Genomic DNA, 24,514 nt, shown 5'->3' with positions numbered 1-24,514 from the left:
ATCAGATCGCCTACATGCCCACATCCTCCGATACTGCAAAGCACTCCCCCTCAAAACAAACACATTGGTTATGGGTCGCGCTGGCTTGGATAGCCGGCTTGAGTGCTGCCGCCATTCTTTCGGTTTTGACCCTGGTCGCATTGGCTCTTGCATTGGCTTATCCGAATTTGCCAGATATCAGCGACATCGCTGACTATCGCCCAAAGCTCCCGCTGCGGATCTTTTCTGCTGACGGTGATTTGATCGGGGAGTTCGGGGAGGAGCGCCGAAAGCTCACCCCTATTCGAGAAATACCCAAGGTCATGACAAACGCCATTCTTGCGGTGGAAGACGCGCGTTTTTACCAGCATGGCGGCGTGGACTATGTCGGGGTCATTCGTGCCGGTTTGGCAAATGTCGGCCGAGCCAAAAGCCAAGGTGCTTCGACCATCACCATGCAAGTGGCGCGGAATGTCTACCTGACTTCTGAGAAAACGTTCACTCGCAAAATTTATGAAATTTTGCTCACTTTCAAGCTGGAACACATGCTCTCCAAGGATCAGATCTTGGAAATCTATATGAACCAGATTTTCTTGGGCAACCGCGCGTATGGTTTCGCCGCTGCCTCAGAAATCTACTTTGGTAAGCCTTTGAAGGATGTCTCGGTCGCTGAAGCCGCGATGTTGGCTGGCCTTCCAAAAGCGCCTTCCGCCTACAACCCGATCAGCAACCCCAAGCGTGCAAAAGTGCGGCAGGGGTACATCATTGATCGCATGCTGGAAAACGGATTCATTACCGAGCAAGAAGCCGAAGCCGCACACGCTGAACAGTTGGTCATCAAGACGGGACCCAACGCCAACCCGATCCATGCGGAATACATTTCTGAAATGGTGCGGCAATTGATGTACAGCCAGTACGGCGACGAAACATATACGCGCGGCCTCAACGTGTTCACCACGATCAAATCTGACCAGCAGATCGCGGCATATCGCGCTCTTAGGCGCGGCATCATGGATTTCGAACGCAGGCAGTTTTATCGCGGACCGGAAAAGTTCGTCGAGCTCCCCGCCAAAGGCCAGGAACTGGAAGACGCCATCGACGAAGCGCTAGACGACCATCCGGACAATGGAGATGTCATGGCAGCCATCGTTCTCCAAGCGGATAGCAAACGAATCAAAGCCCAGCGCCAGAATGGTGAGGTGGTAGAGATCAGCGGCGACGGCTTGAAGCCTGCCCAATCCGGACTGTCAGACAAGGCTCCACCCAATATCAAGCTTCGAAAGGGCGCAGTCATCCGGGTGGCCAAAACAGGCAAAGGTGGGTGGGAGGTCACCCAACTGCCGGAAGTCGAGGGCGCATTTGTCGCCATGGACCCGCGCGACGGATCTATCCGGGCCCTCGTAGGCGGCTTTGACTTTGCAAAAAACAAATTCAATCACGTAACACAGGCGTGGCGCCAACCCGGCTCAAGCTTCAAGCCCTTCATCTATTCAGCCGCCCTGGAAAAAGGCTTCGGTCCAGCGACCGTGGTGAACGACGCGCCGTTGTTTTTCGATGCCGGCGTTACGGGAGGGCAGCCTTGGGAGCCGAAGAACTACGACGGCACCTTTGAGGGACCGATGACCCTTCGTAAGGGTCTGGCCAAATCAAAAAATATGATTTCAATACGGGTCTTGAACTCGATTGGCGCCCCATACGCGCAGGAATGGGTGACTCGCTTCGGCTTTGAAGCCGAAAAACACCCCGCTTACCTGACGATGGCACTGGGCGCAGGCGCGGTAACACCGCTGCAAATGGCGAGCGCCTACTCCGTGTTTGCAAACGGAGGCTATCGCGTCAACCCGTGGATTATTTCCAAGGTCAGCGAACAAAGGGGCAAAGTACTTGTGGAGACTAAGCCACCCGCACTTGAAAACACCGAACGGGCTATCGACGAGCGCAATGCGTTCATGATGAGCAGCCTGCTTCAGGAGATCACTCGCTCCGGCACGGCCGCTCGCGCGCAAGCGACGCTGAAACGCCCGGACCTTTACGGCAAAACAGGTACAACCAATGACTCAATGGATGCTTGGTTTGCAGGCTACCAACCTACCATCACTGCAGTGACATGGATTGGCTACGACACGCCCCGCAAACTTGGTGATCGTGAGACCGGTGGAGGACTCAGCCTGCCGGTGTGGATCAGCTTCATGGAGACGGCACTCAAAGGCATTCCCGTAAGCGAACCAACAGCACCAGAGGGGGTCGTACGGCTAGGCAACGAGTGGTTTTATGAAGAGTTCACCCCTGGCGCCGGCGTCAGTAATCTCGGCCTAGCCGACAAAGCAGAGGGCGCAAACGAAAATGGCACTGCGGCTGACGAGAAGCAAAAAATCTTGGATCTTTTTAAGAACTAAGCAGCACTGAAGGTCAATGGAAAGCCGGCCTGTGCGCTGGCGTTCGCGCTGAGTGCAGCAAAGAACTCTCCGGCCCCCTTTGTGTCTTGCCAAGCACCTTCATGCCAACGGTAGTGATACCCACCTGACTTCGCAGCGAGCCAAACCTCGTGGAGTGGTTTTTGAAGATTCACGATGATCTGAGAGCGGTTTGCAAAGGTCAGAGTGATCATGCTACCCACTCTTTGGTTGTCGACATCGGCATCCGACTCATCATTGATCCGGTCACAAGCGAGTTCGATGGACGTCAACAAAGATTCGGCAAGGCTCATGAATTCAGGGTCGGTCATTACAATTTACGCATGTTCAATAGAACCCGAATTCTAGTCAGCACCCTAAGCCCGCTTTGCCTTTGTGTGTTACTCACCGCTTGTGGCCAGACCGGAGCGCTATATTTGCCTAAGCGCCCGGTACCTCCTGCAGGTGTCAAAGCTCCTCCCTCCGCACCTGCTGCTATTGCCAGCCCCAACATTTCTACCCCATGAGCGCACCCCAACTCCCCGGACACCCCCACGTTCATTACCAGCAAGACCAACTACAGGTTGAGGGATGCGACTTAGGCGAATTGGCTTCGCTCCACGGAACACCTTTGTTTGTCTATTCCAAAGCCTCCATGCTGGACGCTCTGGCCGCTTATCAGCGTGGTTTTGCGGGCCGTAATGCACGCGTTTGCTACGCTATGAAAGCAAACTCCTCGCTGGCCATCCTGCAACTGTTTGCCAAAGCCGGATGTGGTTTTGACATCGTCTCTGGCGGCGAGCTCGCACGAGTGCTTGCGGCAGGCGCGCAAGCGGACAAAGTCATTTTTTCTGGTGTCGGGAAAACTCGTACAGAAATGGCCGTAGCGCTCAAGGCCGGAATCGGCTGCTTCAACGTGGAAAGCGAGGCAGAAATCGATGTCTTGAATGAAGTCGCCCTCGGTTTGAATTTGCAGGCGCCCATCAGCATCCGGGTGAATCCGAATGTAGACCCCAAAACGCACCCCTACATTTCGACCGGACTCAAAGGCAATAAATTCGGCATCGCACACGAGCGCACGCTCATGACTTACCAACGTGCAGCTGCTTTGCCTGGATTGAAAGTCGTGGGCATAGACTGCCACATTGGATCTCAAATCACTGAAGAAACGCCGTACCTTGACGCCATGGACCGGATGTTGGACTTGGTCGAGTCCATCGAAGCAGCGGGCATACCTATTCATCACATCGACTTTGGCGGTGGTTTGGGCATCAACTACAACGGTGACACACCACCCGCTGCAGACGCTCTGTGGCACAAATTGCTGGTCAAGCTGGATGCGCGAGGATTCGGTCAGCGCCAGCTCATGATTGAGCCCGGGCGTTCGTTGGTCGGTAACGCAGGAGTCTGCGTTACCGAGGTTTTGTACATGAAGCCAGGTGAACAGAAAAATTTCTGCATCGTTGACGCTGCGATGAACGACCTTCCCCGGCCGGCCATGTACCAAGCCTTTCACACGATCGTCCCTCTTCAGTATTCACCAGCTCAACCATCGACTGAAGTTTTTGATGTTGTTGGCCCAGTTTGCGAGAGCGGTGACTGGATTGGACACGACCGCGCACTAGCGGTCAAAGCGGGCGATCGGTTGGCCGTATTGTCTGCCGGCGCCTACTGCATGAGCATGTCGAGCAATTACAACTCCCGCTCTAAAGCGGCAGAGATCTTGGTAGATGGCACAAACAGCCACCTCATTCGCCAGCGCGATGAGTTTGCTGATCAGATTCGGGGCGAAAAGCTTCTTTAGGGCTTATTTCCGCAGATACCTGCGGACTCTCCAGCCCAACAGAATTCCGAGGATGGCTGCGTAAACGCCAACCTCGGTGAAATCGTTTTTGCCTGAGCGCATCCAGAAGAAATGCAAGATAGCGAGCACGGCAATCGCGTACACAGAACGGTGGAGCATTTGCCACCGCTTGACACCCATAGCCTTGATCACGACGTTAAAGGAGGTAGCCGCCAACGCGCTAAGTAGCAACATGGCCGCAAAGCCCACCAGAATGAAGGGGCGCTTCACAAAGTCCGCGGCTATGTCCGGCACATCCAAGCCCATATCGAGCCAGCTGTATGAGAGCAGATGCAGCAATCCGTAAAAAAAGGTGGACACCCCTACCATGCGGCGGAATCGTGCCAAGCCAGACCACTTGCTGATCTCCCGCAAAGGGCTGATGACCAATGTCAAGCACAGCAAGCGCAAAGTCCAATCGCCAGTTGACCGTATCAGGGCCTCTGCAGGATTAGCCCCCAAGCGATCCGCAAAGGCAGAGAACACCAGATGAATTAGCGGAAGACACAACACAATCAACAGGCATGGCTTGGCCAGTCGATGCAGCAGCCACTTGTTCATAAGAATCGGCTGGGCAGTTAGAAAAACTTCTTCAAATCCATACCTGCGTAGAGCTGGCCCACTTGTGCCTCATAACCGTTGAACATCAGTGTCTTGCGCTTCTTGGCAAACAAGCCATCTTCACCAATACGGCGCTCCGTAGCCTGACTCCAGCGAGGATGGTCCACATTCGGATTCACATTCGAATAAAACCCGTACTCGTTCGCTGCGGCTTTGTTCCATGCTGTGGCCGGTGGCTTTTCAGTAAAGCGGATTTTCACAACGCTCTTGCCACTCTTGAATCCATATTTCCATGGAACAACCAGTCTCACAGGCGCACCGCTTTGGTTAGGCAAAACCTCGCCATACATGCCAAAAGTTAACAAGGTCAAGGGATGCTGAGCCTCGTCCAACCGGAGGCCCTCCACGTAGGGCCAATCCAAGACGCGTGATCCAACATACGGCATCGTCTTCGGGTCTGCCAAGGTGATGAATTCGACATACTTGGCACTCCCCTGAGGCTCGACTCGCTTGATGAGCTCCGACAAGGAATAGCCCACCCACGGAATCACCATCGACCACCCCTCCACACAGCGGAGCCTGTACACGCGCTCTTCCAGTGGACTCAATTTCAGCAAGTCTTCCAGCGCGTACTTGCCCGGCTTTTTGATGAGCCCTTCCACTTCCACTGTCCACGGCGAGGTCTTGAGCGTGTGGGCATTCACTGCCGGGTCCGCTTTGTCGGTCCCGAACTCGTAAAAATTGTTGTACGTGCTGGCGTCTTTGTAGGGCGTTACTTTTTCCGCAGTAACGGCACCATCGACAGACGTGGTCTTTGTGGTCAAGGCGGCCAACTTGCCGGGGCGACTGCCCCAGCCGGAACCTTGCGCCATGGCATTCCTGGAAGCCCAGGTTGCCAAGCCAGCACCAGCCACTCCCGTCGCGACGGTTTGCAATAGCTTGCGTCGGTTTTGATACACCACCTGCGGCGTTATCTCGCTCGACGCCGGATGCTGGAAACCGCTAGACTTGGAGTGATAGTGCATAAGTGTGTTCCTTGTTTCCGATTTGGTCGGTCGAGCTTGGGTTTCCTTACAGGGTTCCGTAGCTATGGAGTCCGCTCAAAAACATATTTACGCCGATAAAGGCAAAAGTGGTGATCGCCAAGCCTGCCAAAGCCCACCATGCGGCGACCGTGCCACGCAGGCCTTTCATCAGACGCATGTGCAGCCAAGCTGCATAGTTGAGCCAGACGATCAAAGCCCAGGTCTCCTTAGGATCCCAGCTCCAATAACCACCCCACGCTTCGGCAGCCCATAGCGCGCCCAACACTGTCGCGATCGTGAAAAATGCGAACCCCACCGCGATGGACTTGTACATCACATCATCCAAGACTTCGAAAGAGGGTAGTTTCTCAGCAATGGCACGGCGCCCCAAAAGGATCCCAGCCACGATCAAAGCCGAAACGCCGAAATAGACGGCCCAATAATCGTTAAGGCCAGATGCCGAAGACTTGCGAAACACAATCGGCTCGAAGCACAACACAATACCCAGCAACCAGAGAGGCGCTAAACGGTACCACTTGGTCTCGGTGGCCTGCTGCTTAATCAAATAGGCAAAGGCCACCATCGCAGCCAAAGCAAAAGTGCCATAGCCGATGAAGTTGGCGGGTACATGGAGCTTCATCCACCAGCTTTTGAGCGCCGGCACCAAAGGTTGAATTTCCTGCGCTTGCCGCGCCACGGTGTACCAGAGCAAGAAACCCACTGCGGCGCTCACGATCAGCATGACAAAAGCGCCCAACGATCTGGTCTTGTACTGCGCTTCAAAATACAGGTAGAAAAGCGCCGTCATCCAACAAAACATGATGAACACTTCATACAGATTACTGACCGGGATGTGCCCAACATCTGCGCCCAGCAGGTAGCTTTCAAACCAGCGCACCATCGTTCCGGTTAGCGCCATGGTGACGGCCACCCACACCAAACGCGAGGCGACCAGCTCCAAACCGTCGGCGCGGCCCTTGGCGAAAACAGCCACCCAATAGAAAGCAGTCGCCATAAAGAACAGCATGCTCATCCACAAAATCGCGGACTGGCTGGATAAGAAATACTTGAGCCCGAACACTGTTTCAGCACGGCCAAGATCGCCCTGGTACGCCGCAATGCCCGTTAGCGACAACACCGCCACCAGCAGCATCAGACGCTGCAAAGGTGCCCACAACCAGCCCAACCAGATCGCGGCAGGCACTGCGCCCAAAAGGATGCCCTTTTCATAGACATCCATCGCGGAGTGATAACGCGTAAAGGCAAAAACGCCACCCGCTATCACGAGAGCGGCAAAAACCCATTCCCACCAAGTCCGGCGGAAATAGCTGTCATTCAGTTCCAGGGTGATGTTTTTGGCAGATATCACCGCGGATTCGGCAGGTAGAGCACTCATTTTTCTTGTTCCTCAAGAGCTAGCAGTCGACGCTTCAAATGTTCGAACTCTTTGTCGCCGTCCATCGTTTTCCGGTTGGTAGAGAGAGCCATCGTTGCCGCAGAGATATCTGATCTGCCATCTAACGGCTCCAACCAAATCCACAAGCGACGCTCTCGAACATACAACATGGCGAAAATCCCCAGAATCAGCAAGGCACAACCGAGGTACACCACCGTTTTTCCGGGAGCACGAGCCACCTGGAAAACGCTGGCCTGCACTTGCGTGAAGTCTGTCAAATTCAACAAAAACGGGGCGGGATAAAGCGGCAAATCACTCAGCGCCAAGACCGACTGCGTCATAAATTGTTGAGTCTCTGCATCAGCTGGCAATGGCTTCAGTTTCGCCGCCTCACGGGTCATCTGCACCAGTTCGTAAAGAACGCCATTCAAAATACGGACTAGCACTTCACCTGCTTTATTGCGCTCAGCTTCAGGCACGTTGGACTCAATGAAGTCAGAAATCGCTTGCAGACCCGCCACAGATCCCCCCGCACCAGCAAACAGTGTCAACGCGCGAGTCGCAGACCCGGCCAACTGCCCCATCAAATCATCTCGCTGCTTATCAACCGCTTTGCTTGCGTAACGTCGCACGGCCTCCTGGCGCATCGCGGGGTCCGCGAGTGCACGACTCACCCGCAAAAACCCATCCAGACTGCCCTCTGCGTCAGCAGGCACTCTCAAATAACGGAAAGACTCCGCAGGACTTTCCCGCATGCCCAACAAAAACACCGACTGACCATCACCCAGATCTACCGGCAACATGTAGTTGTTGAACTCTCGGGCTTGCCCAGCCTTATCACGGAGTTTGTAGCTGTAGCTCGGTCCGATGTTGCGCAGTGTCTTGCCATCCTTCAATTTATTGGCAGCTCCGAGTTGGGCATTGATGGAGGTGCGCAAATCCACCCCGCGTACATCAGTCTTGCCAACCGCATCGGCTGTCAAATTCTCCACATTGATGACACGTAAACCGGTGAACTCAACGGTCAGCGCCTCTGCACCAGAAGACGAGTCACCCTGAATAACGCTGCTACCGCCAACTACGCCGTCCACGTCGAATGGTTTCGCAGCGGTGCGCAGTGACTCCCCTTTGAACTTGAGTGTCGAGCCACCATCATCAAAACTAGATTGATAAATTTCAATCCCTTTGAAACTGGCAGGATGATTCACTTCCACCCGGGCCGGAGTCTGCTCTCCCGTGGCTTTGTCGTGAATCACGATATCACTGGCAAATAGCTTGGGCATGCCCGTGGAGTAGTACTCCACAATAAATTTCTTGAGCTCAATGGCAAACGGCAGTTCCTGCAAAAGAATGCCATCCGACTGATTCAAAATCGCGGTGCTGGATTGGGTGCCTTCGGACACCATCACGTTGCCGCGGAACGTCGGATTGCGTTCACTAAGCCGGTGCTGAGCGGGCACATCGGCAATCATTCCGCCGCCCTTGAAGGGGGTTTTATCAGCAAACAGCATTTGGGCACGCACCACCAAATCACCATCCAGCAGCCCGCCCAAGCACACTAGCACGATGGCGCTGTGCGCAGCGATGTAGCCCAGCTTATTGCTGGCACCTGTTTTAGCAGCCAGCATCCAACCAGTGCCCCGCGTAGTTTCGCGGGACTGCAGCTTGACCTTCCAGCCGCCGCCCGCCAGCAACCCGCCCAGTCGTCGCGCTGCGGCCTCGGGCGACTCTGCGAGTTCAGCCTGCGCCTTGTGCCCAAAGGCGCGCAAACTTTGCTCGCGGATGTTTTCCTTGTAAGAGCGCAGATCCACCAAAATTTTCGGCGTGTTTCTAGCCACACACAAAGAAGTACTGACCACCAGGAATGCCAAGATCAGCAGAAACCACCAGGCGCTGTACACATTGAACAGACTGGCACGCTGGAACACTTCAGCCCAAAATGGACCGAATTGATTGATGTAATTCCCTAACGGCTCGTGCTGCTTCAGCACCGTACCGATCACTGAGGCAATACAAATCACCGTCAGCAAAGAAATGGCAAAGCGCATGGACGACAAAAGCTCGACGCTTGTGCGCCATGCACGGGAGCCTGCCTTTACCTCAATACCTTGGGTGGAAACGGTCATGAAAAACAATCGAAAAAAAAGCGGGCCATCTAGAGGATGGTCCCGCCTGTTGGGGTGTCAATGCTCTCTTTGGTTCCCCTGAACCTCCGAAAGCTGACGAATCAGCGCAGTCCAGCGATGTAGTCCGATACCGCCTTGATTTCGCGGTCATTCAGCTTGGCTGCCACTTGTGTCATTTGCAGGCTGTTTTTGCGAACACCATCACGGAAGGCAACCAGCTGCGCCACCGAATAGTCGGCGTGCTGGCCACTCAAGCGTGGGTATTGAGAAGGAATACCTGCGCCATTTGGGCTGTGGCATCCGGCACAGGCTGGGACTTGGCGATCCGCGATACCACCGCGATAAATCCGCTCACCCAAGCTCACCAGATCCTTGTCCTTCGCAAAGCCGGGCTTTGCAGCCTTGGTGGCCAACCAGAAGGAGATGTTTTTCATGTCGTCATCGCTCAGGCCTGCAGCGAAGCCTTTCATGACGGCGTTATTTCTCTTGTCCGACTTGAATTCTTGAAGCTGCTTCACCAAGTATTCAGGATGCTGCTGGGCAAGCTTGGGGTTACCCGCGATCGCAGAGTTACCGTCTGCACCGTGGCAGGCAGCACAAACTGCACCGAAGGCAGCCTCGCCCTTGGCCAGATCCGGCTTTGCAGCTTTGGCTGACTCTTTTTTCGGCTCTTCCGCATGGGAAGAAACGGCGAGTACGGCCACGGAGGCCGCAATAATCAATTGAGCGATCAACTTCATAGGAATGTTGTGTCTGGTAGCCGGAACTGGGCCATTCTACAATGCGTGTCTGGGTTTACCTTCAATTTCAATGACCAACACACAAAACCCAAAGGCGACAACGCCAACCCCAAAGCCAACAACCCCACCGGAAAAAAGCGCCGCCGCGGTTGCTTTGGGGTGGTTGCACACTGCGCGATTCCTGACTACCGCGCCGCAATTGCACTTTCTTCCTGAATTGGATGTACCCGAAATCGCCTTCGTTGGCCGCTCCAACGCTGGCAAATCAACCTGCATCAACACACTGACGCAGCAAAAACAGCTGGCCTTCGCCTCCAAGAAGCCCGGCCGCACCCAGCACATCAACCTGTTTTCACTGGGTAAACAAGGCGTTACTGACGCAGTTCTCACCGACTTGCCCGGATATGGCTACGCCGCGGTGCCCAAACAGGACAAAATCCGCTGGCAGCAAGTCATGGCCAATTATTTGGTTACCCGCAAAAACCTGAAAGCCATCGTGCTGATGTGTGATCCGCGTCACGGCATGACAGAGCTCGACGAGATCTTGCTGGACGTCATCCGCCCCCGGGTCGCGGAAGGCCTGAAATTCCTGGTAATTCTGACCAAAGCGGACAAGCTCACCCGCAGCGAGGGCGCCAAAGTGCTCTCCATCACCAAACTTCAGGCGGGCGGTGGCGAAGTTCGTCTCTTTTCGGCGACCAAACGCACCGGGATTGAAGACGTTGCCACCCTGTTATGGGACTGGGCACACCCCGATCTGCCAGCTCCCGTCGCGACCGCAGCCGAAGCCCCCGCTGCTCAATAAGGCGGATACCAGCCCTCGGGCTGGTCCTTGAAACGCTTGTGCACCCAATAGTATTGAGCCGGCATGCGATTGATGTAAGTCTCCAGCATCTGGTTCATCCGGGCAGTATCGGCCTGTAAATCGGTGCTGGGGTAGTCTGTCCAAGCGGGCAATACCTCGATTTCATAGCCGGAAGGCACCAACTTGCAAACAATAGGGACCACCTTCGCGCGAGACAGGCGCGCGAACCGTGAGAGTGAAGGCACCGTAGCCGCAGGACGCCCGTAAAACGGAACGTAAACAGACTCTTCCGGACCAAAGTTCATATCCGGCAACAGGTACAACGGCTCCCCCGCTTTCAACCCGGCAATGATGGGTTTGACGCCCTCTATCCGCCCGAACAATCGGCCACCGAGGCGTTTGCGCCCGGCCAGAATCCAATCGTCGGCCACTTTATTTGCCTGATCGGTGTAAATCGTCGTGAAAGACCGATCAACTTGCTGCGTCAATGCGGTCCAACCCGCATCGAGCCCGACGAAATGGGGTGCGAACAAAATCGTCGGAGCATTACCGGCCAGCTCATGGAGCGCACCCGTCAATTGCAATCGCGTCCGCAACATCTTGTCAGAGGCGTGCCAAAGCCAGCCGCGATCGAGCCACGCCTGAGCGAAAGCCACAAAAGTTGCCACGGCCAATCGCCCACGCCGCCAAGGCGTGTGTCTCGGGAAGCAGATCCGCAGGTTGGTCAGCACCACTCGGCGGCGGGACCCTACCAGCAAAAATAAGGCGACTCCCAGCCCGACGCCAAGCGCCCGCAGCCAAGGCAGCGGAAGCCGCCCCAGCCATTCCATCACGCGCAAAATCCAACGACTCATCCTGTCAACCTTTTTGTTCCGGGGCCCCTTCGGGCTGACGCGGTTGTTTATAGCGTGCATAGCCCCACAAATACTGACCGGGCAGCTCGTGGATGACACGCTCCATGGCGCGGTTGATTTGTAAAGTGGCCTGCACTACATCTGCAGAAAGCGCTTCGTCAAACGGCCTGACACACACCCGAAAGCCCTTACCACCTTCCAATCGTTCGCCCCAAGCCAGCACCACTCGGGCACCGGTCTGCTGGGCCAGGCGTGCCGCCAAGGTCATGGTGTAAGCCGGTTTACCAAAAAACGAAACCAAGGCGCCCTGCCCCTCGGGCGGTACCTGATCGGGCAGTAAGCCCACGGCTTGGCCCGAGCGCAAAGCTTTGATCAACTGCTTTACCCCCGCAAGATTGGCAGGGGCCGTGGCCAAGCCCGGGCGCCGGCGGCTTGCTTCGATGATGCTTCGCAACCAGACCTGACGCGCAGGCCGGTACAGCACCGTCATGGGAGCATGGGCAACACCGAAGCGCTGGGCATAGGCCCGGGCGGTGACTTCGAAACTCCCCAAATGCGGCGTCAAAAAAATCACGCCTTGATGAGACTCCAAGGCCGTATCAATCAGTTCCGCGCCATCCCACTGCACGGGCACCTCAGGGCCAATCCAGAGACGGGGTAACTCCAACACCATCTGCCCGGCCGCTTCGATCGAGGCGCGCACACACGACGGCTTCACACCGGCGAGACGCGCGTTCTCCTGCAAACGACGGCGATAGGTCGGCGACAAGCCATACACCAACCAGCCACACAGCCAGCCGATGCGGTGTAACAGACCCAGCGGCTGTCGGGAAAGGAATCGAAATACAAAGGCCATGGTGGGCTAAAATCCGCGACGTCACCGAGTTATAGAACTACTTGCAGGGTGACTTCACAGGGGCAACTGATCAAAAAGGAGCCATTGTGCCTCGCCGATTCCGGCGGATCTGCTAAAGCGTTCGCTGAAAGCCCCAAAGCTCAAGCAACGCGTCTTGATGTTTTTTTGGAGAAACTTTATGGCGAACGACTTCCTCTTTACCTCTGAGTCCGTATCAGAAGGCCACCCCGACAAGGTCGCAGACCAGATTTCCGATGCGATCCTGGATGCAATTTTCAAACAAGACCCCCGCTCCCGCGTAGCTGCTGAGACGCTGACCAACACCGGTCTGGTAGTTTTGGCCGGTGAAATCACGACCAACGCACATGTGGACTACATCCAGGTCGCGCGCGACACCATCAAGCGCATTGGCTACGACAACACCGAGTACGGCATCGACTACAAGGGTTGCGCTGTATTGGTGGCCTACGACAAGCAGTCCAACGACATCGCACAGGGCGTGGACCACGCCTCTGACGATCACCTCAACATCGGTGCCGGTGACCAAGGCTTGATGTTCGGTTACGCCTGCGATGAAACGCCCGAGCTGATGCCCGCACCCATCTACTACGCGCACCGCCTGGTGGAGCGCCAAGCCCAGCTGCGCAAAGATGGCCGCCTGCCCTTCCTGCGCCCCGACGCCAAGAGCCAGGTGACCATGCGCTATGTAGACGGCAAGCCCCACAGCATCGACACCGTGGTGCTGTCTACCCAGCACAGCCCTGACCAGTCGGAGACCCAGCACAAGATGAAGGCCTCGTTCACCGAAGCCATCATTGAAGAAATCATCAAGCCGGTGCTGCCCAAAGAGTGGCTGCAAAACACCCGCTACCTGATCAACCCCACCGGCCGCTTTGTGATCGGCGGCCCCCAAGGCGATTGCGGCCTGACCGGTCGCAAAATCATTGTGGACACGTACGGTGGCGCCTGCCCCCACGGTGGTGGCGCGTTCTCTGGCAAAGACCCATCGAAAGTGGACCGCTCTGCGGCGTATGCAGCCCGCTATGTTGCGAAAAACATTGTGAAAGCCGGCCTGGCCAAGCAGTGCCAGATCCAGGTAGCCTATGCGATTGGTGTGGCCAAGCCGATGAACGTGACCGTGTACACCGAAGGTACCGGCGTGATCCCGGATGAGCAGATCGCCGCCCTGGTGAACGAACATTTTGACCTGCGTCCCAAGGGCATCATCCAGATGCTGGACCTGCTCCGCCCTATCTACGAGAAGACGGCGGCGTACGGCCACTTCGGCCGCGAAGAGCCCGAATTCACCTGGGAACGCACCGACAAAGCCGCCGCTTTGCGCGCAGCCGCTGGCCTGAAGTAAACCCGATCCCCCGCACCCATGAATATCCAGACACAACGCTTCATTGACCGCTGGGCAGGCCAGCTCCTGTGCGGCGCGGTGTCAGGATGGGTCAAGTTGACCGGCATGTTCGGTGCACCGGCGCGCATGCCAGGCCGCACCGAAAAACATCCTGGTGATCTTGCTCTCCGAGATGGGCAGCATCGTGCTCGCAGGCCCGATGTTTGCGGCATTGCGCCGCCAATACCCTGGGGCTGCGATCCACATCCTGCAACTCAAAAAAAACCAGGAAGTCTCCAAGCTGCTGTCATTGACGGATGTGGCCCACATGCACACCTTGGACGACAGCTCGGGCGCATCGCTGATCAGCGACATCCTCAGAGTTAGTCTGCAGATGCGCCGCATCGGGCTGGACGCGGTGATCGATTGCGAGCTATTTTCCCGGGTAAGCGCCCTGCTGTCGTTCAGCACCGGCGCCCCCGTGCGGGTGGGCTTCACGCCGCACACCCAAGAGGGCCTGTATCGCGGAAGCTTCATCAACCACAGCATTCCCTACAACCCCTACCAGCACATTAGCAAACAGTTTTTGTCGTTGGTGGATGCACTCCAGTCGCCGGAGGCCATGCCCCGCAACCGCGCAGGTGCCATCCGTGAGATTCCCTCCGAGCCCGAGCTCTCGGTTCCGTTCAGCGCCGATGAACTGCGCAGCTACCGCCAGAAGGTGGAAGCGGATCACCCCGTGACCGCAAACCGCGCCTTGGTGCTGGTCTATGCGGGCGGCGGCATCCTGCCCGAGCGGGCTTGGCCTGCCAGCCATTACGCCCGGGTGGTTCAGGGCTTGTGCAATGCCGGATACGCCGTGGGCCTGATCGGTTTGAAAGACGATGCTGTGCTGGCGCGTGACCTCAAAACCCAGGTCGGCAGCGAGGCCTGTATTGACCTGACCGGCTACACCAAAAGCATCCGCGAGCTGCTGATGCTGATGCATGCCAGCCGCCTGCTGATCACCAACGACGGTGGCCCCAGCCACTTTGCAACGGTCACTCCCATCCAGACCATGGTGTTTTTCGGCCCTGAGACCGGCAAGCTGTACGGCCCCTTGGGCAAAAAAACCATCATTCTGGAGAGCGGCATTGCCTGCTCGCCGTGTTTGACAGCCTACAACCACCGCCTCACCTTCTGCGATGGTGACAACCAGTGTCTCAAGCGGATTGCACCTGACCCGGTGCTGGCGCAAGCCCTGCAGTACCTGGGCACCGCTGTCGAGAGCTCTGCTGCATGAACGGGCTGCAACGCACCGTGCTGTGGGCCCTCGGGCTGCTGGAGCGCTACCGGTACATCAAGTTCGGCATTGTGGGTGCGAGCGGCACCGTGGTGAACCTGGCGGTGCTGCATTTCGGTCATGAGTTTTTGTTCAACGAGATCGAATCCGGCTACAACAAGCCCTACTTTTCATTGGTGCTGGCGATTGCGCTGGCAACCCTGAACAACTTCACCTGGAACCGGCTATGGACTTGGTCCGACCGGGTGAAAACGCTGGAAGCCGGCGAAGTGCAACCCGTCAGCCTGCGCTTGCTGGGCATGGAGTTCGGGCAGTACGTCACTGCGTCGGCTTTCGGTAGTGGCATGCAATATGTATTGACCTTGCTGCTGTCCGGCAGCATGGACTACCGGCTGGCCAACATCATTGCCATCCTGGCAGCCAGTGTCAGCAACTTTCTGGCCAACGACCGGTGGACGTTCAAGCGTCACCGCGACTGACGGCCATCCGCTGCGCCAAGGCCATGGCACGGCGCACGACCGCTCGGGTGCCCACGGCATCCACAGGCCTACAACCCCGCCGCTCTTTTTATGCCAAATAAGCAAATAGCCCCCGCCGATATTGCGTGGTTAGCTCTTGTTTTTATAGCAAGTGCTTTGTATCTCTTGGGTTTGGGCGGCAGCTACGCCCCCACCAATGGCGACGAAATGGTCTACATCCATATCGCCCGCATGACGGCCGAGAGCGACCATTGGCTGCCGCTACAGTCCGAGCTGGTGGGCACCCGCAATACCAAGCCGCCCCTGCTGATCTGGCAGGCCATGGTGGCCGGCGGTTGGGGGGAGACCTGGAGTTTGTTCGCATTGCGCCTGCCCAGCATTGCCTACACCTTTGCCACCACCGCCCTGCTGGCGTTTTTTGCTTACCGGATGAGCGAAGCGTCGAGCCGGGTGCGCACCGCTTGCGTGGCCGCTGCGCTGTACCTGTTGTTTTTCTCTACCTTCCGTTACGGGCGGGTGTACCTCACCTCTGCGCCTGAGACCTTCTGGCTGGCCTTGCCCATGTGGTGGGTGCTGTGGCTGCGCCTGCGCGCAAGCGCCGACGGCAGCATGCACCGTGCGGACACCACTCCCGGCCCCGTGGCCTACACCTTGTTCGGTATCGCCATGGGCCTGGGCGCGGCCTACAAGTCTTTTGCGCTGGTGGCACCGGCCGCTGCCGCCTTGTGGTGCGCGGTGCTGCTGAACACGCCTTGGAGCTGGCGCACCGCGTTGCGCACCACGCTGGGTTGCGGCTGGAGCGCTGTGCTGGGCCTGGGTATTTTTGCGCTGTGGTTTGTGTTGGACCCGGACCCCGCCAGTGTCTGGCAGGAGTTCGTGGTGGCAGAAAACGCGGGCAAGATGTCCAGCAGCATGGGCTACTGGCAGGCCGCGCTGTCGGGCCCTTACCCGATGTGGACGCAGCTGCTGGCCTACCCGTCAAACGGTGGTTTGTTGGCGCTGCCGGTGCTGGGTTTTTGCCTGCTGGCCCTGCGCCATACGGGACAGCTGCGCCGCCTCTCGAACCTGAGCCCATCGCTCTGGGTCTTGCTGGCCTGGATCGTGGTGTGGCTGGTGGTGTTCACCGTGCCCAACCAGCGCTCGGAGCGCTATGTGATTACTGCCATGCCGGCGGTGGCGATTGCCATGGCACTGGTGTGGGACCGGCTGCCCCGTCTGTGGTTCTGGCTCACCCTGCTGATCACAGTCCCGGCATTGGTGATGCTCGGTCGGATCAGCTGGGTGATGGGGAACTTGTCGATGGCATCCACCAGCGAAGTCGCTATTACTTTGATAGCTGCAGGCGCAGGCATTACGGCGGCTATCGCCGGTTTTTGCCGAAAATCATGGGCGGGCAATGCCAGCCTTGTGGCAGTGCTGGCGGTGTATGGCTGCTTCACCCTCATGGTGCAACCGATCTCCAAAGACGAAGCGGGCTACAGCCCGGCCATTGAAGCGCAAATGAAGGGCCAGCGGGTCGCCGTGCCCAACGGCTTTACCGGGCAGTATGAGCGCTATCACTTCCAGCTACATGGCGCGCGCATCACGCCCTATGACGCGGAAGGCCGCAACACCGGCGCGCTCTACCCCGAGATGCCGCCCAAGGAACGGCTAGCGCGCTTGCTGAATGAATTTGATGCCGTGGTCTGGCTACAAGAGGACTTGAACGAGCTGCCCTCCTGCCTGCCTGATTGCACTATGTTGGCGCAGCGCTGGCACGTGAAGAGCCGCCACAAGGACGGCGAAGTCACGCTGGACAACCTCTGGCAGGTGCAAGACTGGCTGTTCCGTCGCGAGTGGCTGCTCACAGCCACCCGGTAAACGCCTAGTAAAAGGCCCCGGAACAAGGCCTGGTTAAAGGCTTACTGGTACTGCAAAGTAGCCAATGCGCGTAGCTCGTCGGCATGGGTGCTGGGCAGGCCGAAGTACTCCAGATACGCCGGAATCTGCTCAAACAACATGTCCGAGCCCACCTGCACCTGGCAGCCACGTGCAATGGCTGCCGCCAGAAATGCGGTGGTCTCGGTTTTCATGACCACTTCGCCCACGAAGGTGCGGGCTGACAGGCGCGACACATCGAGGGGCATCGGGTCACCCTCGTTCATGCCCAGCGGCGTAGCGTTCACCACCAGGTCAAAACCTGCCGGATCGGTGGATCCGGTGGTGACATCAATCTGCGGGTAGTGCTGGCGCAACCGTGCTGCCAGCCCCTCAGCGGCGTCTGCATTCACATCAAACAGCGCCAACGCCGACAAGCCTTCGGCTGCCAGCGATGCGGCAATCGCACAGCCCACGCCACCGCTCCCCACTACCAGAGCGCGTGCGCCCTTGAGCACCAGCCCTTTGCGCAGCACCCCGCGCACGAAGCCTGCGCCATCGAACATGTCGCCTTGCAACTGGCCTTGAGGCCCTAGGCGCACGGCGTTGCAGGCACCAGCAATCTGGGCGGTGGGCGAGAGCTCGTCCACCAGCGTGGTGGTGGTCACCTTGTGCGGCATAGTGATCAGGGCGCCCCGGATGTTGGAGAGCTTGAACACGCTGCGCAAGAAGGCGGGGAAATCTTCTGGCTTGGAGCCCATGGGCACCACCACCGCATTGACCCCGGCTTTTTCAAACCAGGGGTTGTAGATCATGGGCGCCTTGAAGGCGTGGGTCGGGTAACCGAGGTGAACAATGAGCTCTGTATTGCCGTTGATGATCATTTTTTCGCAGCTTTCGCCGCAGACACCCCGGCGCGCAGGGCCAGCAGGTAGCTGTCCGCGCCGAAGCCTGCGATCTGGCCCTTGACGATTTCCGCGAACACGGATTTGTGCCGGAACTCCTCACGGGCGTGAATATTGGACATGTGCAACTCGACGATGGGGCAGGTCAGGATGGCCAGCGCGTCGCGGATGCCATAGCTGTAGTGCGTCCAGGCGCCGGCGTTGATGAGGACTGCGTCCACACCGTCGATGAAACCTTGGTGAATGCGCTCGCACATGGCGCCTTCATGGTTGGTTTGAAAGGTCTCCACCTCCACACCCAGTTCGCGGCCCAAGGCCGTCAGGTCGGCGTTGATTTCATCGAGCGTGATGGTGCCGTACTGCACCGGATCGCGCTTGCCGAACATGTTGTGGTTAATGCCGTGGAGCATCAGGACTTTCATACAAACCTCTAGAGAAGATGGAATCAAACGCGGAGCAGCCCTTGCAGGCCACTCCGCACGGCGTGATTACTTGCGCATCTTGGCCAACTCGGCCTGCACATCAGCCACGACGGTGCCCAAGGCAGCGCTGTGCTTGTCGATCACGGGCTTCATCTTCTCACGCAGCTTGGCGATTTCTGCCGCTGGCAGAGTCGTCACGTTCATTCCGTTTTTCTTGAGCAACTCGAGGTTGTTGTTCAAGGCGGCGCGGTTGGCTTCACGCTGGGCTTTCACCGCTTCGTCGGCGGACTCGTCGATGATTTTCTTTTCAACAGCAGACATGGTGTCCCACACCTTTTTGCTGAAGATCACGGACTGGGGGTTGTACTGGTGGTTGGTGAGGGCCACGTTCTTTTGCACTTCCCAGAACTTGTTGGCGGCGATCACGGCGATCGGGTTTTCCTGGCCGTCAATCGCGCCCTGCTCCAGGGCGGCATACACCTCAGGGAATGGCAGCGGTGTGGGGTTCGCGCCCAAAGCCTTCACCCAGTCCACGTTGATGGCGTTGGGGATCACGCGCAGCTTCAGGCCGGCGATGTCGTCCACCTTGGTGATGACCTTTTTACCGGTGGTGATGTTGCGGAAACCCAGCTCCCAGTAAGACAGGCCAACGATGCCACGGTCCGCCAAGGCGGCGTGCATTTTCTGACCAATGGGGCCGTCCACAATCGCGTCCGCTTCTTTCTCGTTGGCAAACAGGAAGGGGAAGTCAAAAATTTCCAGCGCTTTCACTTCGCTGGCCAGAATGCCGGAGTTCATCACGGCCATTTCCACGGTGCCGCCCTTAAGTGCGGACAAGGTGGCCTGGTCGCTACCCAAAGATCCGTTCAAGAACAACTGCACCTTGATCTTGCCACCTGACTTGGCTTCGACCGCGGATGCGAATTTGCGCATACCGGCCACGGCGGGGTGACCTTCGGGGCTGTTCAGGCCGAATTTGATGGTGCGCTCTTTGATGTCCTGGGCCGATGCCAGCCCACAAGCGGCCAATGCCACGGTTGCCAAGACGGATTTGATAAACAGTCGCTTCATGAGTTGTCTCCTGGACAGTTAGAAATATAAAAAGCAGGCGTACGCGGTGAATAAGAATCCTGTGCGTGGCGTACCCATCACGCACAGGCTTGGAATCGCATCAATAGAACCAGCGGGCCGGCACCATCACGAGTTGCGGGAACAGCACCATCAAGAACATGATGGCGAACTGGGCAATCATGAAAGGCACCACGCCTTTGGTGACTTCATCCATCCGGACCTTGCCCACACCGGCCACGGCATTGAGCACGGTGCCTACCGGCGGTGTGATCAGGCCGATCGCGTTGTTGATGATGAACAGCACACCGAAGTACACCGGGTCAATGCCTGCAGCCTTGATGACAGGCATCAAAACCGGAGTCAGCAGCAGGATGGTGGGCGTCATGTCCAGGGCAGTACCCACCACAATGACGAGCACCATGATCGCGAACATCAGCAGGCGCGGGCTGTCCAGCAGTGGCTGCAGCAACTCCACCACCTGGGCCGGCAGGTTTGCCACGGTAATCAGCCAGGCAGAGACCATCGCAGCAGCCACCAGGAACATCACCACCGCGCTGGTTTTGGCCGCAGAGATAAACAGCGGAATTAGCTTGGCGAAGGTCAGCTCGCGGTAGATCACCGTCGAGATGAATAAGGAGTACACCGCCGCCACAACCGCAGCCTCAGTGGGGGTGAACACGCCGAACTTGAGCCCGAACACGATGATGAAGGGCAGCACCAGCGCCCAGGTGGCCAGGCGCATGGCGTCCAGCACTTCGGCCATGGTTTTGCGAGGCGGCGGGGTGATGTGCTCTTTGCGAGCCAACCACCACCAGGTCACCACCAACGAGAGTGCCAGCATCAAGCCCGGAAACACACCCGCCATGAACAGCTTGGAAATGGACACGTTGGCGGCCACGCCGAAGATCACAAACCCGATGCTCGGCGGTATGACCGGCGCGATGATGCCGGCCGATGCAATCAGGCCCGCAGAGCGACCTTTGTCGTGGCCCGCAGCCACCATCATGGGCAGTAGCAAGGCGGTCAAGGCCGCGGCGTCCGCCACCGCAGAGCCGGATAGCGAGGCCATGATCACCGCGGCCACGATCGTCACATAGCCCAAACCCCCTTTGACGTGGCCGACCAGCGCCATCGCAAAGTTCACGATGCGGCGGGACAAGCCGCCTGCATTCATGATTTCACCGGCCAGCATGAAGAAAGGCACTGCCAGCAGCGGGAAGCTGTTGGAGCCCTCGAGCAGGTTCTGCGCGAGGATTTGCGCATCGAACATGTTGAGGTGCCACATCAGGGCCGCACCGCACAACAGCAAAGAAAAGGCGATGGGCACACCGATGGCCATGGCTGCCAGCAGAGAACCCAGAAAAATAATGATCGTCATGACAATGGGCTCCGGGGCTTAGTGGGGGGCTTCTTCGGATTCCTGAATCAGCATCAGGTCCTTGTCGGCAATTTGGCCGGTCACTAGGCGGAACAGGTCCAGCGCCAGGATCGGAAAACTCAAGGCCGAGAACACCATGCCACCGGCATAAAACCAGCCCATGGAGACCTCCATCACCGGGCTGTCGGAGTCCTTGTTGACCAGGAATTGGTCATAAGTCCCTTTGAAGATCAGCCACAGGCACCAGATCATCAAGAGCAAAGACACGCCCATGGCAAAGCGCTTGCCCTTGGGGCCGAACTTGCCGACCAGCATGTCGGTACCCAAATGGGCGTTGTCGCGCAAAGCGATCACGGCGCCCAAGAAGGTGACCCACACAAACAACCAGCGGGACAACTCTTCCGACACGGTCAGCCCCGAGTTGAAGGCATAACGCATGAACACGTTGCCGAACACCAGCACCACCATCAGCGCAAGAGCGGCCGCGATGACATACCCCAGCAGTCGGCAATAGCCATCGATAAATTTTTTGAGCACACAGATCTCCGGAAAGTCTCACTTCCAATAATGTACGAACTAGTTAGTTTTTAATATTGCGGGTTTTCTCTAAAGCAACCGGGCATAACCGGGAAAGCTGTTATGCCGGAAAGGAATTACTTGCGCACGAAGCGCACCACCATGTCGGTGATGCTGGCGCGCCGGTCGGCCGATTGGGCAGAGCGCGCCTTGTCCTTGAAGATCAGCCCGAAGGTGTGGCGGTTGGACACGTTGAAAAACGTCAGCGCCGAAATGGACGCGTGAATGTCCACAGGGTCCAGCCACTCGCGGAACACGCCTTGCTCCACGCCCCGTTGGTAGAGCCGGCGTATCGACTCGATCGCCGGCACGTTGAGCTGCTGGATCGAGGTGCTCTGGGCCAGAAAAGTGCCCTGCTGGATGTTCTCGTTCATCACTAGGCGGATGAAATCTTCGTTGTCGGCATGGCGGTCGAAGGTGAACTCCACCAGGCGCCGCAAGGCGGCTTCGGGCTCCAGATCGTCCAGGTGCAAGTCGCCCTCGATCTGCCGCATGCGTCGGTACGACTCCTCCAGCACCGCGAGGTACAAGCCCTCTTTGCTGCCGTAGTAGTAGTAAATCATCCGCTTGCTGGTGTGGGTGGCCTCGGCAATCGCGTCGATGCGTGCACCGCTCAAACCCTTGTCGGCAAATTCTTTGGTCGCCACCTCCAGGATGCCGGCCATGGTGCGGGCCGGGTCGTTGGTGCGCGTGGGCGCAGCCTTGGCGCTACCGGCCGCGGCCGCTTTGCGTCGGGTGGGTTTGTCTGTCTCTTTATTGGAATGCACTAACTCGTTCATTCGGCCAGTATAGGAGGGAGCGCAACGCCGTTACAAGCGCGGCATCTCATCCGGCAGCACCGCGCCTGGCGACTGGAACTTGGGCAGCTGGTCGAGCTGGCCTTTTTTGATCTGGTCCTGCACCACGGTGTCGAACTCGCGGCCCCAGTCTTAAGTCTCGTTCGGCCCTGCGCCATTGCGCAGGGCCCATAGCGAATAGCTGTGTGCCCTTCCACACAGCCAAGCAGCCCGGGTGCACGCAGACTGGAATGCCGTGCACCAGCACACGCCTTTTTGAAAGTTACCCATGCTCTACACCATCGCACTTGTGCTTATTGTCTTGTGGCTCCTGGGGCTGGTCAGTACCTACACGATGGGGGGCTTTATCCACGTCCTTCTGGTCATTGCCGTAATCATGGTTCTGGTGAACCTAATCAACGGCCGCAAACCACTATAAAAAAAGGGCCCGCAGGCCCTATTTTTTGGGGGGTTGCATCGCACTCAGCGCGCGTCTGCAGACACTGCCATAGTGGCCACCTTCTGGTCCAACAGCACTTCAGGCTCTTGGGCTTCGATGGTCGTGGGGTTGTTCAGGCCTTCAGTCATGCGCTGCATATCCAGGTCACCCGTCCACTTGGCCACCACCAGGGTCGCCACACCATTGCCCACCAGATTGGTCAGGGCGCGGGCTTCCGACATGAAGCGGTCAATACCAAGAATCAGCGCCAAGCCGGCTACCGGCACATGGCCCACGGCAGATAAAGTCGCTGCTAACACGATGAAGCCGCTACCGGTGATACCGGCCGCGCCCTTGGAGGTGAGCAACAACACCGCCAGCAAAGTGAGCTGCTGGGTCAGGTCCATGGGGGTGTCGGTCGCCTGGGCGATAAACACGGCCGCCATGGTCAGGTAGATCGACGTGCCGTCCAGGTTGAACGAGTAGCCGGTGGGAATAACCAAGCCAACCACCGACTTGCGGGCGCCCAGGTTCTCCAGCTTTTCCATCATGCGGGGCAGCACCGACTCCGAGGACGAAGTGCCCAACACGATCAGCAACTCTTCCTTGATGTAGCGCACAAACTTCACAATGCTGAAGCCATGCAAGCGGCTGATCAAGCCCAACACGCCGAACACAAAAATCAGGCAGGTCACGTAAAACGCGCCCATCAGCTTGCCCGCGAGAACAGCGAATCCACACCGTATTTGCCGATGGTGAAGGCCATCGCGCCGAATGCGCCGATGGGAGCGACCTTCATGATGATGCCCACGATGTCGAACAACACATGCGATGTCTTTTCGATCATGTCAAACACCATGGTGCCGCGACCGCCGAACTTGTGCAGCGCAAAGCCAAACAAGACCGAGAACAACAGCACCTGCAGGATCTCCCCCTTGGCGAATGCATCAATCACCGAGCTGGGAATCACATTGAGTAGGAAGTCAACCGTGCCCTGCATCTTGCCGGGCGCGGTGTAGGCCGCAATGCTCTTGGTGTCCAAGGCAGCAGCATCCACATGCATGCCGGCACCCGGCTGCAACAAGTTCACCACCACCAAACCGATGACCAAGGCCAGCGTGGACACGATCTCAAAGTACAGCAGCGCCAAGCCGCCGGTCTTGCCGACCTTTTTCATGTCCTCCATGCCGGCAATGCCGACCACCACGGTACAGAAAATGATCGGGGCGATGATCATCTTGATCAACTTGATGAAGGCGTCGCCCAGGGGCTTCATCTCTGCGCCGGTTTGCGGGAAGAAATGCCCGAGCAGCACCCCGAAGATCACGGCGGCCAAAACTTGGACGTAAAGAGACTTGTAGAGCGGAGTACGCCCGGTGGATAAAGACATGGTGGAGTGTGGAATGTGC

The 24,514-nt window shown here is 57.6% G+C and carries 23 protein-coding genes and 1 pseudogene; 9 read left to right on the top strand and 15 right to left on the bottom strand.

What is annotated here, in order from left to right:
- Window positions 1-14 precede the first annotated feature (14 nt).
- Window positions 15-2,375: a penicillin-binding protein 1A gene (locus RAE19_RS12885; RefSeq protein WP_313875266.1), complete on the top strand. Its 2,361-nt coding sequence runs from the start codon at window positions 15-17 to the stop codon at window positions 2,373-2,375.
- Here the strand turns inward: RAE19_RS12885 and cyaY are convergent.
- Window positions 2,372-2,704: an iron donor protein CyaY gene (cyaY, locus tag RAE19_RS12880; protein ID WP_313875265.1), complete on the bottom strand. Its 333-nt coding sequence runs from the start codon at window positions 2,702-2,704 to the stop codon at window positions 2,372-2,374. The two genes, RAE19_RS12885 and cyaY, sit on opposite strands and share 4 nt — an antisense overlap.
- Window positions 2,705-2,716: 12 nt before the next feature.
- Here cyaY and lptM point away from each other — a divergent pair, with 12 nt between their 5' ends.
- Both lptM and lysA read left to right on the top strand, forming a co-directional pair.
- Window positions 2,717-2,899: an LPS translocon maturation chaperone LptM gene (gene lptM, locus RAE19_RS19455; RefSeq protein ID WP_430962536.1), complete on the top strand. Its 183-nt coding sequence runs from the start codon at window positions 2,717-2,719 to the stop codon at window positions 2,897-2,899.
- Window positions 2,896-4,176 (top strand): diaminopimelate decarboxylase, encoded by a 1,281-nt coding sequence (gene lysA, locus RAE19_RS12875; RefSeq protein ID WP_313875264.1) that lies wholly within the window; start codon window positions 2,896-2,898, stop codon window positions 4,174-4,176. The genes lptM and lysA overlap by 4 nt, the downstream gene beginning before the upstream one ends.
- 3 nt (window positions 4,177-4,179) lie before the next feature.
- Here lysA and RAE19_RS12870 read toward each other — a convergent pair whose 3' ends face one another.
- The 5 genes from RAE19_RS12870 to RAE19_RS12850 all read right to left on the bottom strand — a co-directional run bounded on the left by RAE19_RS12870 (window position 4,180) and on the right by RAE19_RS12850 (window position 10,063).
- On the bottom strand, window positions 4,180-4,776 hold the full coding sequence (locus tag RAE19_RS12870) for a sulfite oxidase heme-binding subunit YedZ (RefSeq protein WP_313875263.1): 597 nt from the start codon (window positions 4,774-4,776) through the stop codon (window positions 4,180-4,182).
- Between the two features lie 17 nt (window positions 4,777-4,793).
- Window positions 4,794-5,801, bottom strand: coding sequence for a protein-methionine-sulfoxide reductase catalytic subunit MsrP (msrP, locus tag RAE19_RS12865; RefSeq protein WP_313875262.1), 1,008 nt, complete (start codon window positions 5,799-5,801; stop codon window positions 4,794-4,796).
- A 46-nt stretch (window positions 5,802-5,847) separates the two neighbouring features.
- A complete protein-coding gene (ccsB, locus tag RAE19_RS12860) occupies window positions 5,848-7,197 on the bottom strand; it encodes a c-type cytochrome biogenesis protein CcsB (protein ID WP_313875261.1) in 1,350 nt (449 codons plus the stop codon).
- Window positions 7,194-9,323, bottom strand: a complete 2,130-nt coding sequence (locus RAE19_RS12855) for a cytochrome c biogenesis protein ResB (protein ID WP_313875260.1) — start codon at window positions 9,321-9,323, stop codon at window positions 7,194-7,196. Before RAE19_RS12855 ends, ccsB begins: the two co-directional genes overlap by 4 nt.
- Before the next feature lie 101 nt (window positions 9,324-9,424).
- The gene (locus RAE19_RS12850; protein ID WP_313875259.1) at window positions 9,425-10,063 is read right to left on the bottom strand and encodes a c-type cytochrome; all 639 of its coding nucleotides are present in this window, start codon (window positions 10,061-10,063) and stop codon (window positions 9,425-9,427) included.
- Window positions 10,064-10,133: 70 nt separating this feature from the next.
- Between RAE19_RS12850 and yihA the strand changes: the two genes are divergently transcribed.
- Entirely contained in the window at window positions 10,134-10,868 is a 735-nt protein-coding gene (gene yihA / locus RAE19_RS12845) for a ribosome biogenesis GTP-binding protein YihA/YsxC (protein WP_313876234.1), read from the top strand.
- Here the strand turns inward: yihA and RAE19_RS12840 are convergent.
- Window positions 10,862-11,722 (bottom strand): lysophospholipid acyltransferase family protein, encoded by an 861-nt coding sequence (locus tag RAE19_RS12840; RefSeq protein ID WP_313875258.1) that lies wholly within the window; start codon window positions 11,720-11,722, stop codon window positions 10,862-10,864. The genes yihA and RAE19_RS12840 overlap by 7 nt on opposite strands.
- Before the next feature lie 4 nt (window positions 11,723-11,726).
- Window positions 11,727-12,578 (bottom strand): lysophospholipid acyltransferase family protein, encoded by an 852-nt coding sequence (locus tag RAE19_RS12835; protein WP_313875257.1) that lies wholly within the window; start codon window positions 12,576-12,578, stop codon window positions 11,727-11,729.
- A gap of 178 nt (window positions 12,579-12,756) precedes the next feature.
- On the opposite strand from RAE19_RS12835, the gene metK reads away from it, so the two are divergent.
- The 4 genes from metK (at window position 12,757) to RAE19_RS12815 (ending at window position 17,541) form a co-directional block, all read left to right on the top strand.
- Window positions 12,757-13,941 (top strand): methionine adenosyltransferase, encoded by a 1,185-nt coding sequence (metK, locus tag RAE19_RS12830; protein WP_313875256.1) that lies wholly within the window; start codon window positions 12,757-12,759, stop codon window positions 13,939-13,941.
- A 154-nt stretch (window positions 13,942-14,095) separates the two neighbouring features.
- The gene (locus tag RAE19_RS12825) at window positions 14,096-15,202 is read left to right on the top strand and encodes a glycosyltransferase family 9 protein (protein ID WP_313875255.1); all 1,107 of its coding nucleotides are present in this window, start codon (window positions 14,096-14,098) and stop codon (window positions 15,200-15,202) included.
- Window positions 15,199-15,681, top strand: a complete 483-nt coding sequence (locus tag RAE19_RS12820; protein ID WP_313875254.1) for a GtrA family protein — start codon at window positions 15,199-15,201, stop codon at window positions 15,679-15,681. Before RAE19_RS12825 ends, RAE19_RS12820 begins: the two co-directional genes overlap by 4 nt.
- 90 nt (window positions 15,682-15,771) lie before the next feature.
- Complete coding sequence (locus RAE19_RS12815; protein WP_313875253.1) at window positions 15,772-17,541, top strand: ArnT family glycosyltransferase; 1,770 nt, start codon at window positions 15,772-15,774, stop codon at window positions 17,539-17,541.
- 41 nt (window positions 17,542-17,582) lie between these two features.
- Here RAE19_RS12815 and RAE19_RS12810 read toward each other — a convergent pair whose 3' ends face one another.
- The 6 genes from RAE19_RS12810 to RAE19_RS12785 all read right to left on the bottom strand — a co-directional run bounded on the left by RAE19_RS12810 (window position 17,583) and on the right by RAE19_RS12785 (window position 22,669).
- Window positions 17,583-18,419, bottom strand: coding sequence for a shikimate dehydrogenase family protein (locus RAE19_RS12810; RefSeq protein ID WP_313876233.1), 837 nt, complete (start codon window positions 18,417-18,419; stop codon window positions 17,583-17,585).
- Complete coding sequence (aroQ, locus tag RAE19_RS12805; RefSeq protein WP_313875252.1) at window positions 18,419-18,865, bottom strand: type II 3-dehydroquinate dehydratase; 447 nt, start codon at window positions 18,863-18,865, stop codon at window positions 18,419-18,421. Before aroQ ends, RAE19_RS12810 begins: the two co-directional genes overlap by 1 nt.
- Window positions 18,866-18,931: 66 nt before the next feature.
- Window positions 18,932-19,936 (bottom strand): TRAP transporter substrate-binding protein, encoded by a 1,005-nt coding sequence (locus RAE19_RS12800; RefSeq protein WP_313875251.1) that lies wholly within the window; start codon window positions 19,934-19,936, stop codon window positions 18,932-18,934.
- 100 nt (window positions 19,937-20,036) lie between these two features.
- The gene (locus RAE19_RS12795) at window positions 20,037-21,314 is read right to left on the bottom strand and encodes a TRAP transporter large permease subunit (protein WP_313875250.1); all 1,278 of its coding nucleotides are present in this window, start codon (window positions 21,312-21,314) and stop codon (window positions 20,037-20,039) included.
- Between the two features lie 18 nt (window positions 21,315-21,332).
- Window positions 21,333-21,851 (bottom strand): TRAP transporter small permease, encoded by a 519-nt coding sequence (locus tag RAE19_RS12790; protein WP_313875249.1) that lies wholly within the window; start codon window positions 21,849-21,851, stop codon window positions 21,333-21,335.
- Window positions 21,852-21,967: 116 nt separating this feature from the next.
- Entirely contained in the window at window positions 21,968-22,669 is a 702-nt protein-coding gene (locus RAE19_RS12785) for a TetR/AcrR family transcriptional regulator (protein WP_313875248.1), read from the bottom strand.
- A gap of 286 nt (window positions 22,670-22,955) precedes the next feature.
- Between RAE19_RS12785 and RAE19_RS12780 the strand changes: the two genes are divergently transcribed.
- On the top strand, window positions 22,956-23,105 hold the full coding sequence (locus tag RAE19_RS12780) for a lmo0937 family membrane protein (RefSeq protein ID WP_313875247.1): 150 nt from the start codon (window positions 22,956-22,958) through the stop codon (window positions 23,103-23,105).
- 44 nt (window positions 23,106-23,149) lie between these two features.
- Here RAE19_RS12780 and RAE19_RS12775 read toward each other — a convergent pair.
- A pseudogene (locus RAE19_RS12775) lies at window positions 23,150-24,495 on the bottom strand (dicarboxylate/amino acid:cation symporter).
- Between the last annotated feature and the right edge of the window lie 19 nt (window positions 24,496-24,514).

Source organism: Rhodoferax potami (assembly GCF_032193805.1).
GTDB lineage: Bacteria > Pseudomonadota > Gammaproteobacteria > Burkholderiales > Burkholderiaceae_C > Allorhodoferax > Allorhodoferax potami_A.
The sequence above is the reverse complement of the archived record's forward strand: the minus strand, read 5'-3'. Positions and strand labels throughout refer to the sequence as shown.